The sequence below is a fragment of the Pseudoalteromonas distincta genome (assembly GCF_005877035.1).
GTDB classification, from domain to species: domain Bacteria; phylum Pseudomonadota; class Gammaproteobacteria; order Enterobacterales; family Alteromonadaceae; genus Pseudoalteromonas; species Pseudoalteromonas distincta.
Genome location: NZ_CP040558.1, coordinates 163869 through 180312, shown reverse-complemented (window position 1 = coordinate 180312; position 16444 = coordinate 163869). Strand labels below are relative to the sequence as shown.

General features: G+C 39.1%; 16 protein-coding genes. All 16 read right to left on the bottom strand.

Annotated features, from left to right (window positions below):
* Window positions 1-73: 73 nt before the first annotated feature.
* From FFU37_RS00765 to FFU37_RS00690, 16 genes are read right to left on the bottom strand one after another with little or no spacing between them, the layout of a single operon-like run.
* Entirely contained in the window at window positions 74-3814 is a 3741-nt protein-coding gene (locus FFU37_RS00765; RefSeq protein ID WP_138488450.1) for an H-type lectin domain-containing protein, read from the bottom strand.
* Window positions 3811-4302, bottom strand: a complete 492-nt coding sequence (locus tag FFU37_RS00760) for an agglutinin biogenesis protein MshP (protein ID WP_138488449.1) — start codon at window positions 4300-4302, stop codon at window positions 3811-3813. Before FFU37_RS00760 ends, FFU37_RS00765 begins: the two co-directional genes overlap by 4 nt.
* Entirely contained in the window at window positions 4292-5134 is an 843-nt protein-coding gene (locus FFU37_RS00755; protein ID WP_138488448.1) for a PulJ/GspJ family protein, read from the bottom strand. The genes FFU37_RS00760 and FFU37_RS00755 overlap by 11 nt, the downstream gene beginning before the upstream one ends.
* Window positions 5134-5673 (bottom strand): type IV pilus modification PilV family protein, encoded by a 540-nt coding sequence (locus tag FFU37_RS00750; protein ID WP_138488447.1) that lies wholly within the window; start codon window positions 5671-5673, stop codon window positions 5134-5136. Before FFU37_RS00750 ends, FFU37_RS00755 begins: the two co-directional genes overlap by 1 nt.
* Window positions 5660-6151, bottom strand: a complete 492-nt coding sequence (locus FFU37_RS00745; RefSeq protein WP_138488446.1) for a type II secretion system protein — start codon at window positions 6149-6151, stop codon at window positions 5660-5662. Before FFU37_RS00745 ends, FFU37_RS00750 begins: the two co-directional genes overlap by 14 nt.
* Window positions 6152-6157: 6 nt before the next feature.
* Complete coding sequence (locus FFU37_RS20470) at window positions 6158-6688, bottom strand: prepilin-type N-terminal cleavage/methylation domain-containing protein (protein WP_138488445.1); 531 nt, start codon at window positions 6686-6688, stop codon at window positions 6158-6160.
* 22 nt (window positions 6689-6710) lie between these two features.
* Window positions 6711-7295, bottom strand: coding sequence for a prepilin-type N-terminal cleavage/methylation domain-containing protein (locus tag FFU37_RS00735; RefSeq protein ID WP_138488444.1), 585 nt, complete (start codon window positions 7293-7295; stop codon window positions 6711-6713).
* A 1-nt stretch (window position 7296) separates the two neighbouring features.
* Window positions 7297-8517, bottom strand: coding sequence for a type II secretion system F family protein (locus tag FFU37_RS00730; protein ID WP_138488443.1), 1221 nt, complete (start codon window positions 8515-8517; stop codon window positions 7297-7299).
* Window positions 8504-10231 (bottom strand): GspE/PulE family protein, encoded by a 1728-nt coding sequence (locus tag FFU37_RS00725; RefSeq protein WP_138488442.1) that lies wholly within the window; start codon window positions 10229-10231, stop codon window positions 8504-8506. Before FFU37_RS00725 ends, FFU37_RS00730 begins: the two co-directional genes overlap by 14 nt.
* Entirely contained in the window at window positions 10228-11370 is a 1143-nt protein-coding gene (locus FFU37_RS00720) for a tetratricopeptide repeat protein (RefSeq protein WP_138488441.1), read from the bottom strand. Before FFU37_RS00720 ends, FFU37_RS00725 begins: the two co-directional genes overlap by 4 nt.
* Window positions 11367-12269, bottom strand: coding sequence for an ExeA family protein (locus FFU37_RS00715; RefSeq protein ID WP_101217853.1), 903 nt, complete (start codon window positions 12267-12269; stop codon window positions 11367-11369). The genes FFU37_RS00720 and FFU37_RS00715 overlap by 4 nt, the downstream gene beginning before the upstream one ends.
* Window positions 12270-12271: 2 nt before the next feature.
* Window positions 12272-13930, bottom strand: coding sequence for a pilus (MSHA type) biogenesis protein MshL (mshL, locus tag FFU37_RS00710; RefSeq protein ID WP_039486073.1), 1659 nt, complete (start codon window positions 13928-13930; stop codon window positions 12272-12274).
* Entirely contained in the window at window positions 13914-14237 is a 324-nt protein-coding gene (locus FFU37_RS00705) for an agglutinin biogenesis protein MshK (protein ID WP_039485790.1), read from the bottom strand. The genes mshL and FFU37_RS00705 overlap by 17 nt, the downstream gene beginning before the upstream one ends.
* Window positions 14215-14910, bottom strand: a complete 696-nt coding sequence (locus tag FFU37_RS00700) for a hypothetical protein (RefSeq protein WP_039485794.1) — start codon at window positions 14908-14910, stop codon at window positions 14215-14217. Before FFU37_RS00700 ends, FFU37_RS00705 begins: the two co-directional genes overlap by 23 nt.
* A complete protein-coding gene (locus FFU37_RS00695) occupies window positions 14907-15506 on the bottom strand; it encodes a PilN domain-containing protein (RefSeq protein ID WP_234047864.1) in 600 nt (199 codons plus the stop codon). The genes FFU37_RS00700 and FFU37_RS00695 overlap by 4 nt, the downstream gene beginning before the upstream one ends.
* The gene (locus tag FFU37_RS00690) at window positions 15503-16426 is read right to left on the bottom strand and encodes a hypothetical protein (RefSeq protein WP_039485798.1); all 924 of its coding nucleotides are present in this window, start codon (window positions 16424-16426) and stop codon (window positions 15503-15505) included. Before FFU37_RS00690 ends, FFU37_RS00695 begins: the two co-directional genes overlap by 4 nt.
* Window positions 16427-16444: the final 18 nt, after the last annotated feature.

Here is a 16444-nt window from a genome sequence, read left to right as displayed (position 1 = left end):
ATAATTAAAGCCTTATGCTATGTACTTGCAGCACAAAACACAAGCTTTGTTCAATTATTATCTTAGTTTACAACTATTCGCGTGTTTCACGCCAGTAAATAACCCGATCATTTCCTCGAAAGCGTCCAAATTGTAAAATAGTACGAGGATCAAGCTGTGTTTCATCCCCCTGCCAATCCCACTTTAACCAATCATAAGTATTATATTCTAAGGTAAATTCACCAAAACCATTTGGCTGTGCATAAATACCATTGTTTGCCGGATACACTCCCGCCTCTAACTGGCCAGATACACCCGTTCCATATTCATAGGCTAACTGCGGGCTGTTAGGTGATATTTGAGTGATTTGGGTATGATCAAATACACTACAGTTATCTTCTGCGTTATTTACAAATCCACTGCCGTTGTAATACTGAGCCTGCATAGGAATAAGTAAAGGGTCGAGATCGGAGCCTGCGTTATTACCAAGGACTAAGCGTCCAAATTTAAACTCTATTGGTAATGTATTTAGTCGTACGCTATTACAGCCACCCGAGCATGCTGCTTGTGTATTAGGTTTATCATTTGCATCAATGAGCGTTGCTCCTTCTATGTTAGAAAGCGTTGCCATTAAACTGACCATAGCGAACGGTCCGTCTGCTTGCCCTACACCTAATCTTTGAAGTGTGGTGTTTATTTTACTCATTTGCCATTGGCCGTCGCTTATATCTCCCCAGTTATTATTTCCTAGGTTTACTAAGCGGCTAGCAAAATTAGTTGCAGGTACATAGTTAGCTACTTCATTATTTTCGGCATTAATGGCTACACTGGACTTATCAAAGCCCTCTTTATAATTAGCCATTAGCTCACCATTTTGATTTTGTGCTTGTACTGTAAAGCCAAGTTCAAAAGGTTGATCAAGGTAAGTTAAATTACTGCCGTATTGCGTGCATTGCGCGGCGGCTTGAACCCCCACTACCTGAAACTGCGAAGGTGCAAAACGACCAACGTTATATAGCTCACCTTTTACATCTCCCGCACCAAAATAATCGGCATCTTGCAGACCTGCTGTTAAATCAATGATGCCAACTTGGTCGTAATTATATTGCGATATAGATTCACTCAAACTACCTGTATCACTAAACGCAACAGTACTCATCGCTTCAAGCGTACCTTGAATGCCTGGCGTAGGCGCTTTAAGTAATGGCTCTACAAGTGGTTGCTCTGTAATGAAGTGCTTGGCAATGGTGTTATTTGTTATATTGCTGTAGTTATCTGGGTAACCATCGTTGTTAGTGTCTTGCCCTGTTTGCCATTGCACCGCATTCATCTTTAAATCAAATGCTTCGCCAGTTAATCTAAATAAACTTCCATCAGCGTCTGCTGCATAACCATCACTTGCAATTTCTATCGCTAATCCGAATGGCTTTACAACATACTCATTTGAACTACCCGTTAAATTTACTGATAAATTAGTGACTGGGTCTAAAATTAAATTGGTATTTACATTTAAACTCAACTTTCCTGCATCGGGATAATTTATAACAATCGGGGCTTTAGACTCACTATCAAAGTTTAGTATGAACGATTTAGAAGCTTGCTCTACCGCAAAGGTATTATTGTTATTACTAAGTGAAACCGTATCAGAGCAACTTGCACCAGCACTGCATGTATACGATAAATCTAAGCTTACATCGCCACCAGCAGGAAATGCAGCTTCGCATACGCCCGTAATGGTATTTGTTTTTACCGCCTGAATAGATAACGCTTTTGCATTAAATCCAGTATTTGAAGGCTTTGCTGATAACTGAGTAGGAATGGTAGTATTTCCATCTGTATCATTATTAAAAATAAATCCGGCATCAGAAAATGTAACTTTACAGCCGCTTAATCCAACATTATTACCTGCAATATAACAACGCAGAGGTGCTGAAGGTTCTGCAGTGTTATATCCAAATGTAACACTGCCTGTGGTGCGTTTAGCAAATTCGACAACCGCTGATCCTGTAAAATTAATATTCTCTCCCGTAACCCAACTTTGCTGACCACTATTATCTGGAGAAAGGTTTAAACTAGACGGCTCTGCGAATAATAAATCGCAGGCGTCATTTGCACAGGCTGTGAGTGTCATCTCTTTAGCTTCACACGTTAGAGCATTGTTATCGCTTATTGTTAAACGATAATGATCTAGGGTTTGTGGTGTATAAATACCACAAAAACCAGGGATACTTTCGGGTACTGGTAGAGCGTCAAACGTTGAGCTCCCTTCGGTAATAATTTGAGTAGCAGATGTAATTGACCCCTGATACGTTACATTTTGTGCGATTCTTACCTCACCAGTGGCAACAATATAGGCCGCAATATTGGCATCGGCTGCAATAGCAATCGCACCATCAACATAAATCGCTAAATACGCGCCAGTTTCTACTACTATATTTGTTTTACCTATATTCAAAAATGAAGTTGATAGAAGTGAGGTTGTGTCTTTTAAAAAAATACGTGTAGGCGCTGTTACTCTGTATTGTGTTTCCAGCATACTTAACTGCAACTCATCGTAATAATAGTCGCCAGCTAAAGAAGTAGGTACGGGCCCTGTTGAGCTGCCATCGTTTGTAACCGTTGGCACCTGCGCCGCTTGATTTGGCTCTAAAGAGTTATAGCCACCAGCAACACACGCCTGGCCATTACACAAAGGAGGGCTCGTCAGCGCAGTAGAAATTAAACTTGTGGTGGTGACAAACTGCGCATTACCATCTGTTATTTCTACCCCTTGAACTAACTGCACCTCACCATTGTTATAAGTAGAAATAGCGCCTGGGAACAAGGTATCACAATCTAAAATATCACCGTTAAACACAAAGGTACTGGTCATGGCGAGTATTGATGCTTCCTCGTTTACGTGGCGGCGCTCGTTATCGCCATCACGATCTTCGTCAACAACAAGCCCTAACCTGTCAGTCCTTAGGTTACAGCTGCGTAGCCACCCGCCATCATCTTCTTGGCGTGAGTTTTTACTTGCTACAACTAACGGAGCCACACTAAAATTATTAGTAAAACTAAAGTAATTACAGCCATTGCTCCAGCCGTCAACTTCAAAGCCTGTGAAAAAAGTTTCCCACGATACCTCAACGCCATTATCGTCAGAAAATGTGCGATTACTTCCAGGCTCTACAGCCATATAAGCAACAGTTTCGGTTTTTATAATCCCAAGTGCTGTTTCAGATGCTTCTAAAGCAATATTAACGCCGCTAGTAGATAGAGAATTACTTTCTACTGCAACTGTTAAAAATGGTATTAATGCTTGCGTTGGTGGATTGCTGTCTATGCTATTGAGTGTTTGTAATGAATGGAAAAAGTTTGGCCTTTGAGTAAACGGTTCAGCAAATGTCAGTGATTTATATCCCTTAGGTGTCAGTGGAGCAAAACCAGATTTAGAGCCATACTGTAATTCGAGTAATAAGTCTGTACTACCCACTTCCATAATTGTCCCATCAGGAAATTGATGCACACCATACTCAACAGCTAAATAGTGCGCCCCCATACTAATATGCCCGCCGTCCTCCCCTGAAGGTTCAAGCGGTAAGGCCTCAAAGCTAGTTGTGGTTATATTACGTATTCTTATTATTGCAGGGTTACCGCCTTGGTTTGTCGAAAGCATAAAGACAGCAGGAGGCGTTATATATTGCTGTTGAAAATTAACTTTTGTCCAAACAGGCGATGTATATGTATCTTGCAGTTCTATGTAACGCCCTTCGATTTTTGGAGGCACTGCATTTGCGTAATTACAAAGTAACACGCAGCTAAAAAATATAGTGACCAATACATTTTTCATCATGGTAAGGTTTTAGCCTCCACACTGAGCGTTCTTTGTGTTTGCCAATAATCTTTTCTGCAGCTACTCCCTGCAGGGCAATCAATTGCGGCGCACGTTGCACTGCTTTGTAAGTAATATATATTCACAAGCCCGTTTGTTGTACTGCTATCTGGTAGGTCTATATATTCATTGCAACTTACCACTACTTTACAGTTAGCTAAATATGCAGTTTGGAAGGTTAAATCAGTAGCAACTGATGTACAGCTTTTAACTGGGCTATTTGTTGGAAATAGTTGCGTTAAGCCACTTTCTAATCCGCTTTGTGCTGCCATAAAAGCGCGAGCCCCATAGTACTCAATGGTATTTTGTTGAGATGCACCAGAAAGCACTTTAACTAATGCTAATCCTAGTGCTAATAAAGCAACAATAATGACTAAAGAAACTATTATTAAGTTTCCTTTTTGCTTACTGGGTAAGGCTTTTCCGTGAAGGTTTTTTTTAAGGTACATTAGGAATATGTACCTCATGGTTAAAGCTCATTTCTTCAGTATTGTTAAATTGCATTTGCGCATTCACATTAAGCACTGCGTTTCTTTGTAAAGAAAGCGCATCAAGAGTAAAAAATGAATCGCTCGCTAAATTGTTAGCAATATAAATACCTAATAAATCACGTTTAACACCACTGCTTATTTGTAAGCTCACGGCATCTAATTGATTAACAGTAAAACCGTAATTGGTATATCTATATAAATACTGCCCTTCAACGCAAAAACTTACAGGTTGAGAGAGTAAATAAAGGCGCTTACTTGGCGACTCTTGGGCAAATGCTTTGCTAAATTGCCACTCATCAATTGCACTAGTGGTGGAGCTATTAAATACTGATATTTTTAAACGCTTATTATTATCCTCGTCGTATATATCAGCGCTGCTTAACGGGTAAATAGTTGCCCAATCTCCAGCTTGCGGCTGCGTTAAATTATTAAGTTCAAAATCAACAGCGCTAACATTAAAAGGCGCTACAGTTGGTAAGTAATTTGTATAGTGAGTGGCCGATAAAAACGGCGTAAACTCTAAGCACTGCTGAGCACCACATGCTCCGCTAGTACTGTTATCGCAAGAAAGTCTTAATGAATTTGGTGTAGCGTGGCGAAGTTCTTTACTAAGTCGCGTTATTAAAAAGCGGGCCTGGGCTACAGCTTCTTGGCGTTCAACCCCTTGCGAATAAATACTGACTCCGGCACCAATAAACGAAAATGCACTTACGGCTAAAATACCAATAATAACCATGACAAGTAATAGCTCTATAAGGGTAAATGCATTTTGATATTTGGCTCTTTGCATTAGTAATTCCCTTTATATGCACTAAACCCGTAAACTTCGCCTAAGGGTGATGTTACTTCTATAGTAATACGCTTAAAGGTTGTGCCATCGTTAATAGTCAATTCGTTAAAGTCGCTATCGTACTGGACTGTAATAACTAAGTTAAAGTCACTGTATTGGCTTAACACCTCACCTAGGCTATTAGTAATAGGCTGGTTAGACAGTGCAATATAGTCATCTACATCGTTATAACTGGTTCTGGTTTCTGAGTTATCTACTCCTAAGTCAGCAGGTGCGGTACAAGCCTCAGCACCTATAGATATTTCGCCACACCGCTTAAAAGGAGAGCTTCTGTCGCTGTGTTCATCAAATGATTTACTTTGAATTTCGTTCATTAGTGATTGACCAAATTCAGAGGCTCTTAAAGCCACAATCGGCTCTGCACTTTTTTTGGCTTGTGGGGCAATTAAAGCTGTAATAATACTCAATGCAATCGCAAACATGACTATGCCAATAATAAGCTCAATTAAAGTAAAACCTTTTACTTTAAGGGCACGCATATATTAGCCCTTCTCCACTTATGCATACGCCAGCTAATCCAACATCGATTCGACATTGCGTAGTGCAGGTTTGATTTGATTTGCCTAAAGGATCAAAACTAATTTGGGTAAAAATGTTCGCGTTACTATCTAAAGCACTAAATGTTATATCACTTCTTTGTGTATCTATTTGCACCACTAAATGATCGGTGTTGTTTACATCAGCGCCACCGTTACATGTATCAGTTGCGGGGGGAGCAATAAGTGTGGAGGTTATATAAAGGGTATGGCAACTTGTTGTTGCTGTATTTTGCATTGCACGTAGCTGCACTGTCCTAAGTGCATTTAAAGTACGGTCTCGATATGAGTATGCGTCTTCTGTTGAGCTTCCCAGAAATTTAGGAACTGCCGTTACCGACAGTATTCCCAATATCACTAGAGTAATAATTAACTCAATGAGTGTGAAGCCACGCAATCGTTGCTTACTACTGCTTATCATTTAATATTAACAAGCGCTAACATCGATAGCGACTGTTGCTGGAGTATCTTTGTTTAAAGCTGGAGTATAAGTAACTTTACAAGAATCTGTGACTAGGTAGCTATTTGGAAAAATAATGACTGGAGTTGTAGCATCATCCCCTCCTGACAAATTGAAGTCAGTACTATCAGCGATAGTAGGATCATCGGTTACATCTGCAAAATCTATATCTAAAAATGCCTCAAATGCATCAAGAGTCCCTACTGGGTAGCCAAATCGGATTGCTACGCCTTCAACAATAGGTGTTGGAGTATCTGTTTCTGCTTTATTTTGTATATTAGCAATAAGTGCCTTACCATTCACAATATTCATACCACTGCGAATCGACCCTTGTAAGCCTTCAAGTGTTGAAGCATTGGCATCACCTTGCAAGTTTAAAAAGCGAGGTGCTGCGGTAACAGCTAAAATGCCTAAAATAACAATTACGATGATCAATTCAACAAGTGTAAAACCTGCTTGTTTATTTATTGGTAAACTTTTTAACGATTGCGTTTTCATAAATAAGCCTCTTTTTAATTACTTAGTTTTTAAATATTTTTACTTTGCCTGTTTTAGCAAAGTATGAAAAACCTGTTAGACCTGATATTTCCCCCGTATTGGTAGGTATACTTTTAACATCAATGGTGTGAGTTAAATAATAGACGCATTGCGTATTTTCTGCATTGTACCTAACTAAAAAACTTACACTTTTTATTATCGATAATTCATTACTTAACGTACTACTGGGTGCATCTTGTAAAATTATATTTAAAACTTGGCGGCATTTATTCGCACTTATAACTTCTGCACGAGTATCTTTTTTTTCTGTTTCATCGCTTGTTGGTGTACCTAACGTCCCATCAACACCAACTATTACCCCTGCATAGTTAACAAATGTTTTGTTTGACCTGCTGTTTGGCCTACCTTCTAACTCCCATTGTCCTCTAACCATGCCAACAGCTGATGAGAAACTACCGGCTATAGAGTCAACGCTTGCATTATGCGCTTGATTTTTAATACCTATATATTGAGGTATAGCAAAGCTCAAAATGACTACCAGTAAAATAACAACAATAACTAACTCAAATAATGAGAAACCTTTTGAGTTAGTTATTGTTGTGTTCACTTTAATTCCCTTTGATTGCCGACATCATGTTCCACATAGGCATAAAAATACCCAATGCTAAAATCAACACCATAATGGCAACAAACACAGTTAAAATAGGTTCTATTTTTGCGGTTAAACTTCGTAAGTCATAATCAACTTCACGCTCATAATAATCAGCAGCTTCTTGAAGTAGCTCATCAACCCGGCCCGTTTCTTCACCTACCGCTACCATCTGTAATACAAGCTGAGAAAACAGCTGAGAACTTTTTGAGGCTCTGAGTAAACTATCGCCTTTTTCTATATCTTGGCGCATAGTAATAATCGCTTTTTCCATATAGCTGTTATCTACGGCATGCGCTGTTAGTGATAAACCAGTAGTCATAGGCACACCGGAGCGCAATACCATAGCTAAACTTTGACTGTAGCGCGCAAGCAATGTCCGTTTTAAAATATCCCCAATAAATGGAATTTTTAATTTATATTGATCCCACTTAAAGCGTCCAAGCTCTGTATTTAAATAACGCCTCCAAGCAAAAACAGAACCAATCCCCATTACCAACAATAACCACCAGTAGTTAACAAAAAAGCTGCTAGTGCCAATTAATATTTGAGTCATTAATGGCAATTCAGCATCAAATTTTTCGAACATACTGGCAAAGGTAGGAATAACAAAAATATTCAAAATAATCATAGCCGCTACTAGAGCCAAAATAACAAAAGTAGGGTAGCGCATAGCTGCTTTTATACGCTTTCGGGTTTCTTGTTCTTTCTCAAAATAAATAGCGAGTTGATAAAACGCATCTTCTAATCGTCCAGAGCCTTCACCAACCATTACCATTGATACTGTTAAACGGCTAAATACCTCGTTATGTATCGCCATTGCACTGGATAAGTCGCGGCCTTGCTCAAGCTGCTTGGTAACTTCTATTAGTACATTTTTAAATTTTTTATTTTGCGTTGTATCTGCCAGCCCAACCATTGCTCGTATAATTGGTATACCCGCTTTTAATAGCGAATACATTTGCCTAGAAAACATAATCATGTCGTCTAGCGTTATTTTTTCGACAAATAAATTATCAAAAATTTTGATGTTATTTTTTGTTTCAACTAAAGAGATTGATATTGGTATAAATTGACGCTTCATTAAACTATCAGCTACGCCAGCTTGGTTACTCGCTTCTAATTGGCCTTTAACCAACATACCTTTGCTGTCTTTCGCTTTGTAGCTATATAGTTGCATCAATATCCCCTACTATTTCTGGGATATATTCAGCCACTTTAAATACTTCATCTAAAGAGGTAATTCCTTGTTTGGCGTAGTTTAATGCCATTGTTGAGAGCGGCGAAAAATTCGCGCTATTTTTAGCGGCTTTTGCAAAACCTTGTGTGTCGTTAACTCGTAATGCATCCATCATTGCATCATCCATTTCGAGCAACTCAAAAATACCTACACGCCCTTTATAACCACTATGGTTACATGCAGTGCAACCTTGCCCCTTAGAAAATTGAGCTTTAGTAACATCTTCGCCTAAATATTTTAGCCAGCTTATTTCTTGATGATCTGGCAAGTACGGTACTCTACAGTCATTACATACTCGCCTTACTAATCGTTGGGCAATAATAGCGCGCAGTGAACTTGCCACTAAGTAAGCCGGTGCCCCCATATCAATTAGCCGCATAGCACTAGTGATTGCATCATTAGTATGTAGCGTTGATAACACAAGATGACCTGTTAAAGCGGCTCTTAACCCAATATCTACGGTTTCTTGGTCCCGCATTTCACCAACCATTATAATGTCAGGATCTTGCCTTAAAGCGGTCCGTAAAATACTGGCAAAGCTCAGCCCTATTTTATTATTTATTTGTACCTGGTTAATACGACCGATACGATACTCAACAGGATCCTCTACTGTAATAATTTTACTTTCTTGTTGATTCAGCTCACTTAGTGCACCGTATAGTGTGGTTGTTTTACCCGAACCTGTTGGCCCGGTAACTAAAACCATCCCATGTGGACGTTTTATAATGCTGCGCACACGTTTTAATATGTGTACAGGCATACCCGTTTCATCTAATGATAGTAATCCTGCGGATTGGTCAAGCAGGCGCATTACAACTGATTCACCATGCTGAACCGGCATGGTAGATAAACGCACATCAATACTATGGCTGCGCACTTTTATATTAAACCGGCCATCTTGAGGGAGGCGTTTTTCAGATATATCTAATCCCGACATAAGCTTTAAACGTAGCACTAATGCCGATGCTATTTTTACTTGGTTAAGAGTGTGCTCTTGTAATATGCCATCTACACGTTGACGAATGCGAAGCAAACCTTCATCTGGCTCAATGTGAATATCGGATGCACGAACTTGTACAGCATCCTCAAATATTGATTGCAGTAACTTTACAACGGTTGCATCTGATGTCTCATCACCTAAAGAATTTAAATCAAACTCTTCTACGTCTTGATATTCTTCATGAAGTTGTGCTGCAAAGTTGGTAATTTCATCTGTACGGCGATACACGTTGTCAAACGCAGCCATAATTTGGCTTTCTTGAACAACAGCTAAATCTATTCGTTTAGGAGCAAGCATAGTCGCAAGTTGATCAAGGCTCCTTAAATCAGCAGGATCGCTCATCGCGACTAAAACAGAGTCACCATTATCTTCAATTACTAATGCTCTGTAACGACGCGCATATACTTCAGATAAAAGCTTAGATACATCATGTGATATTTTTCGCTGTGATATATCTAAAAAAGGTACCTGTAATTGCTGCGCTAAAAAGCGTAATAGTTGTGGCTCACTAATAAACTCAAGGGTAATAAGTGTCGAACCTAATTTACGACCCGTCGCTGCTTGAACATTTAGTGCTTCACTTAGTTGCGCTTCGGTGATCATGTGTTCATGAACAAGTAAATCGCCTAAGCGCATTTTTAAACTAGGTCTCATACGGCCTCCTTTAGCGCAACTAAACGCTGTAATGCATGCTGAGTCATAGCAGTATTTAATCCACCTAAATCTAGAGCTACTTTGTAAAGTTGTCTAGCATCCAGATATTCTCCCAGTGCATCTTTTGAGGTTGCAAGTGCAAGCCACCACTTGGCTTGACTAGGCTGAAGCTTTGTAAGATGTTTAAAGCTTTCAAGTGCTTTATGGTGCTTACTTGCACTTTGCGCGGCAGTCCCTTGCAGCACCCAAAAATCAAGATTCGCTTGAGGCTCAAATTCATCACTTAAAAGCAGCAATACCCCTTCATACTGTTGTTGCATAATAAGTATTTTGCTTAGCATTACACGCCATTCAAGTACGTTAGGATTTTGGCGAATACCCGCTTGCAAAACCTGCTGTGCAGAATTTATATCTTGTTGTTTAAAGTAAGTTGCAGCCAGTAAGTTTCGAGCCTCAACATGTAAAGGCGATTGCGCTAAAATCACGTTTAAATCACTTATAGCTTCGTTGTATAAGCCAAACTGTATTGCCTGCTTAGCTGCCGCTAATTGCTCAACCAATAAAGCCTGTGGCGACTTAGCTTCTGCCACGCTTTTAATCATAGTATTTTGAGGCTTAGCTTTAGTCATTAGCGTAATTTTTGGCTTACTCACAGTAACTTCGCTTGCGGTTAACTCTTTATTATTAGCTAGTGCAGAGCTTTGTTTAACCTCCGCAATTACAACCGGCTCAACTACCGGCTGAGAAACCAATAATGTAGCTTCACTCAACTTGGGTTCAGCTAAATCATTCACTTTTGGTTTTATCTGCTCAATTGGTATAACTGCCTTCACAGCTTCTTGCTCAACCATAGGTTCTGCAGTGCTTTTTTTATCTTGGGAGTCAGATAAATTAGAGGTTATAACCGCAACCATTTTTTGCTGTGGTAATACAGGCTCACGTTGGGTCTCTTTTTTGTCGGCGGTAGGTAAATACAGGTATGCTAAAAAAATAACACTTAGCATAATAAGTAAAATTACGGCTTTAAATACAATGTTTCTTACATCATATATTGGCTTTACGCTTACACCTTCTTGAATACTTACTTGCTTAGCTTCACGTTGCTCAATATTTTTAAGCATATTATTTATAACGCTCACAACCACTGCCTCCAAACCCATATAGCAGCAATAGCTAAAACACTAAACATTAACGCGCTGTAACTCCAATATTGGCCTGTCCGGTATTTTGCGCAGTCTTCAGTATCTTTTATGGCAAGCTGAATATGGCGATTTGTTATTGTATTTAATCCTTCACCGTACGCTTGTAATAGTGCTTTGTGGCATAAAATATTAACTAATCTAGGAATACCACGGCTTGCTCTGGCAATCTTAAGCCCCATACTATTATTAAATAAAGGAGGCCGATTAAACCCTGCAACTTGTAAGCGATGATTAATATAATAAACAACCTCTGCGCCAGTCATCGCCCTTAATTTATACGAAAAACTGATACGTTGGCGTAACTGCCTTACTTTATTATTTGCCAGTTTTTCATCAAGTTCTGGTTGTCCAAATAGCACTACTTGAATCAGCTTTTCGCTTTCTGTTTCTAAGTTTGTAAATAATCTAAGCGCTTCTAGAGTCTCCCAGCTCAAGCATTGCGCTTCATCTATCAAAAGTACTACGCGCTCATTGTCTTCTTGTAAGTCGAGTAAATGATGATTTATAAGTTGCCCTAGTGCTTGTTGATCCAATGCTTTATCTACATCCATGCCCAGCTCAACTGCAATCGCCCATCTAAGCTCTTCTGGGCTTAAATAAGAGTTAGGTAAATAAGCCACAATGTAATCTGGCTCAAGTTGGTTTAATAACTTTCTACAAAGCAATGTTTTACCAGTCCCAACTTCACCGGTAACCTTAATAAACCCCTCCCCCATTTCAATGGCAGTTGTTAACACTTGCATCGCTTCGTGGTGCGGCTCAAGCGCACAAAAAAATTGTGTGTTAGGGGTTAACGTGAAAGGCATTTCACTTAAATTAAAAAAGCTTAAATACATAGTTAGTTTTCATACCATGTTTTTAAAAGCTGACGGCTTTCACCTTGTTGTTTTTTCCAAGTGTCGGGCATAACAACGGTTGGTTTGATTAAGATAATCAGTTCTTTTTTCTCTTGGCGTTTACGAATACTTTTGAATAAATTGCCAAATAGCGGGATATCACCCAGCACCGGTGTTTTAGATTCTTCATCCTGAGTAGACGTTTGCATCAAGCCACCAATAACCACTATTTCGCCACTTTGAGCGCGAATAACGGTATCTGACTCTCGAATGTTGCTTTGCGCTAGAGGTAACTCAAAACGTTGATCGTCTAAAGTAATTACCTTTAATTGCTCCTCTGTCTCAGTTACTGAAGGGTGAACATGCAAAATGACTGAGCCATACTTATCAATCTGCGGCGTTACATCAAGTGCAATACCAGAAAAGAACGGCGTTAAATCTATCTCAGGCGAGGTAGTTGTAGCAGTACCTGTTACCGTCGTACTTGATACGTTAGTAACAAAATATTCGTCCTGCCCTACTTTTATAACTGCTTTTTGATTGTTTGTAGCCGTAACCCGAGGGTTAGATAACATTTGCACATCGCCTTGGGTTTCTAGCAAATTAATAACCCCGTTAAAGTCACCTTTTTGAATGGTTAGCGATGACGCTCCGCCAATTGCAGCCGAAATACTATTACTAATTGTAGAACCCGCTGTTGTAGCAAACGAAATCCCACCTTCTAAACCACTGGCTATACGCTCCCAGTTAACTCCTTGTTGGTACTCATCTTTTAAAGTTACTTCTATTATTTTTGCTTCTAGAATAACTTGGCGTTGCAGGTTTTCTTGGCTTTGACGTAAAAACTCTTTTAGCTGACTAATTTCACTGGGCAATGCATTTACTGTAACCAAACTAGCTTGTGGGCTTGCAACAACATAGCGCCCATCGCTTGCGCCAATTAAGGACTTAAGAGCAACTTCTAATTCTTGCCAAAAATCATTTTTATTAATTGTTTGGATTCGAGAGCCATTTAAATCTAAGCTTTGGTTGTCACCACCAGAGCTACTATTTTGTTGGTTACCACTGCCTGAATTTGAACTACTCGATCCATTGCCACTTTGTGCAAACTGACTAACCCCACCAGCAACAACACTCACTGTAGATTGACCATGACGTTGCATCATCAAATAATTTACAGGTATCGTTTCTGTGCGCATTTTGGCTGGTAATACTTGTACAATTCGCCCTTCATTTACAATATCTAAAGGGTACATACGCTTAATAACAGCAATGACTTCGTTAAACGTAACGCTTTTTAGGTTTAAACTAATTGTGCCATTTACTTCTGGGTGTACAGCAACACTAAAAGGAGTATCGTCTGTTAAGCCTGCAAAAAAAGCGCCTATTTCAACATCATTTGCAGCAACATCAAAACGCTTGATAGATAAATCATCACTTATCGTTTGCTCATTATTTATAGATGACAATAAGCTTTGTGTAAGTTCGCTTGGCATTTGTAGAGGCGCAATGGCTTTAGGCTTTGTTGGTTTTTCTACTAACTCTTGCTCTATATGCGTTTTAATCTCTTTACCTGGTTTAAAGCTATGGCAAGCCGTTAAAAACGTAGGCAACAAAAAGAGAACAAGCCACGGGTGAGATAAATTATTTTTTAATTTCATAGTCATATAATTCTAATTTTATTTGTTTATCATCATTTGCTAGCACAACGTGTTTTGAGTTAATGCTTAGCACCCGAAAATCGTCTACAACATCACCCACTCGATAAATATGGCCGGAAATAATAGCCTTAAATGCTGTACTGTTTTTAATAATAGATTGCAATTTAAGTTCTGTACTTTGCTTAGTGGGACTATTGTTACTCACGAACATATTTGGCTGAGTCGGATCGCGAAGTTGCGCAAGCGCACTCGGCGCAATAATGTAAAGAGCCAAAGTACAAATACTATAACGCGATAAATTTTTCATTAGCGCTCACTGTAGCTATATGTAGGACGAGTTCAGCTTGAGGGTACTCTAGTACCTGATAACTAAACTCTTGTATTAATAACTTATTTTGATTGTTTTTTAATGCAGCTAAATATTTTTGTAAGTTGAAATAGCTGCCTTGTAAAGTAACCACCATTTGATGCTCAAAAAATAATGTTTGCGTATCATGCTCACCGAGCTTTTCTACATCGATAGCTCGTGCTGGTTTGACATTAAAGCTACTTACTTTCACATCGCTACTATCTACGAGCAAATCTTTTAAAACGGCAGGTACATTTTTAGCAGCAACAAAGCCTTGGCTAAAACTACTAAGTTGATTATTTATTTCGGCTAATTCGTCTCTAGTTTGTGCAATTTGCCCGCGTAAAACCTTAGTGTAGTCGTAGTTTAGTGCTTGATTTAACATAGAAAGTTGTGTGTTTATCTGCTGCAACTCTTGCAGCGTTATATTGTGCTTTGAACGTATATTGGCAACTTCATCTTGCTGTGGAAAAATAACAAACCAGAGACCGAGGTAAATCACTATAAACAGACCAACAAATAAGGTGGAATACTTCTCACGTTTTTGTAGCGATGCAAACTGTGTTTTATATTTGACCCACAATGGCCAACCTTTGCTTTTATTATTCGGGCTAATTGCTTCTTGGCTCATGGTCTATCGCCCTCATCACTAAGGTCTGTCGCTACATTAAATTTACTCACACCGCCTTGCGTCGAAAGCTCTAAAACTGAAAACTCTTTATCAATAAAAAATGACGATTGTTTTAAATTACTAAACCAAATAGGTAAAAATTTTGACTGCGATACTTGCCCTTGAAGCGTCACACTTTTCCCTGCAAACTTAATGTGGGTCAACCAAATGTTAGGTTCGTGATACTTTGCCAAATCTTGCATTACCTGAGCGTAATCGGTTGCAGATTGATCTGTGCTTAGCTCTAAATAGGTAAATATTTGCTGCTTATGCAAAACCTCTTGCTGAAGTGTTTTTAGCTCATTAATAAATAGTGCTTTATTTTGCTTCTCTGCTAACTGCTGTTTTACAACTTCTAACTGAGCTTTTCCTTGCTTGAGGTATTCCTTATTTTGTTCTAAATCAAGCTTATTAGAATATGTTTTATAACTATAAAAAGCCCACGTGATCGCAATGATTAATAGCGCACCTAACCACAACGTAATCATTCCCGATAAAGGGACTGGGTCTCGCCGCACTCGAAGGGTTTTATGATAAAAGTTAATCCGGGTTTTCATAGCACAGACTCAGGATCTGTTAATTGATAGGCTGCACCGAGTGCATAATAAAAATTTGGCTCTAATTGCTGCGCTAGTTCTAAGTTAGGCTCAAAATCTACAACCTTTACTTGTAAAAACTCTGCAAGGCCAGCTCTAAGAGTTAATGACGATAAATCGTCGCACTGTAACTGAATGCTGCGAATTGGTGGTTGCTTGAGCTGGCTTTCAAAAAAGTCCATCGAACGCTGAATTTCTAACCCTAACGCATCTACTAACTCTTGGTTTTGATCTTTATCAGCAATACCTAAAAAACCGTTTAATCGCCTAGCTAAAACTAATTGCCCATCACGAATAATTAAGATTCGAGGCTCATGACTAGCATGCTGCACAATCAGCATGTGTGCCTCTTTATGCGTACCAAACAAGGTGACTAACACCATCTCCTCAGAGGTCATTGCACGTAAAACGGGCTTGGTCTGTCCAAAGCTGTCTATAAACGGAAGCAGCTGCAGCTTATTAGTAATAAATACATTCATTTTGCTGCTTTGCATTGTGAGTGTTATTGGGTAATCAATAAAATCAGCCACAATATTTTCAGGGGCTATATCAACTAAATCTTTTGTAGTCCAAGGGAGTGACTGAATTATTTCTTCATCGCTGAGATTTGGTTTATCCATTTGCACTATTTGATAAAAATAGTGCGGTATAACTAAATTAACGGCACAAATATCAGTAGAAACCTCATTTGTACAAGCAACAATTGCAGCGGTATAATCAGTTTGCTCAGACACATTAACACTGTGAGAACTGTGGACCATCCATTGGTCGCTTTGTTTTTTTAAACATACTGCGTTAACAGTATCTGCGTAAGTTGCAACACCAATAGCTGTATTTGGATCTAAACTACGATTTAACCACGAAAACAGCTTTTCTTTCATATAGCTACTAATGTTAAT

Excerpts from the sequence above, each read along its gene's own strand:
- FFU37_RS00700 (WP_039485794.1), bottom strand. The coding sequence starts at position 14,910 with ATGAGCCAAGAAGCAATTAGCCCGAATAATAAAAGCAAAGGTTGGCCA.
- FFU37_RS00705 (WP_039485790.1), bottom strand. The coding sequence starts at position 14,237 with ATGAAAAATTTATCGCGTTATAGTATTTGTACTTTGGCTCTTTACATT.
- FFU37_RS00730 (WP_138488443.1), bottom strand. The coding sequence starts at position 8,517 with ATGCAACTATATAGCTACAAAGCGAAAGACAGCAAAGGTATGTTGGTT.
- mshL (WP_039486073.1), bottom strand. The coding sequence starts at position 13,930 with ATGAAATTAAAAAATAATTTATCTCACCCGTGGCTTGTTCTCTTTTTG.
- FFU37_RS00765 (WP_138488450.1), bottom strand. The coding sequence starts at position 3,814 with ATGATGAAAAATGTATTGGTCACTATATTTTTTAGCTGCGTGTTACTT.
- FFU37_RS00745 (WP_138488446.1), bottom strand. The coding sequence starts at position 6,151 with ATGATAAGCAGTAGTAAGCAACGATTGCGTGGCTTCACACTCATTGAG.
- FFU37_RS00725 (WP_138488442.1), bottom strand. The coding sequence starts at position 10,231 with ATGAGACCTAGTTTAAAAATGCGCTTAGGCGATTTACTTGTTCATGAA.
- FFU37_RS20470 (WP_138488445.1), bottom strand. The coding sequence starts at position 6,688 with ATGAAAACGCAATCGTTAAAAAGTTTACCAATAAATAAACAAGCAGGT.
- FFU37_RS00690 (WP_039485798.1), bottom strand. The coding sequence starts at position 16,426 with ATGAAAGAAAAGCTGTTTTCGTGGTTAAATCGTAGTTTAGATCCAAAT.
- FFU37_RS00715 (WP_101217853.1), bottom strand. The coding sequence starts at position 12,269 with ATGTATTTAAGCTTTTTTAATTTAAGTGAAATGCCTTTCACGTTAACC.
- FFU37_RS00760 (WP_138488449.1), bottom strand. The coding sequence starts at position 4,302 with ATGTACCTTAAAAAAAACCTTCACGGAAAAGCCTTACCCAGTAAGCAA.
- FFU37_RS00750 (WP_138488447.1), bottom strand. The coding sequence starts at position 5,673 with ATGCGTGCCCTTAAAGTAAAAGGTTTTACTTTAATTGAGCTTATTATT.
- FFU37_RS00695 (WP_234047864.1), bottom strand. The coding sequence starts at position 15,506 with ATGAAAACCCGGATTAACTTTTATCATAAAACCCTTCGAGTGCGGCGA.
- FFU37_RS00755 (WP_138488448.1), bottom strand. The coding sequence starts at position 5,134 with ATGCAAAGAGCCAAATATCAAAATGCATTTACCCTTATAGAGCTATTA.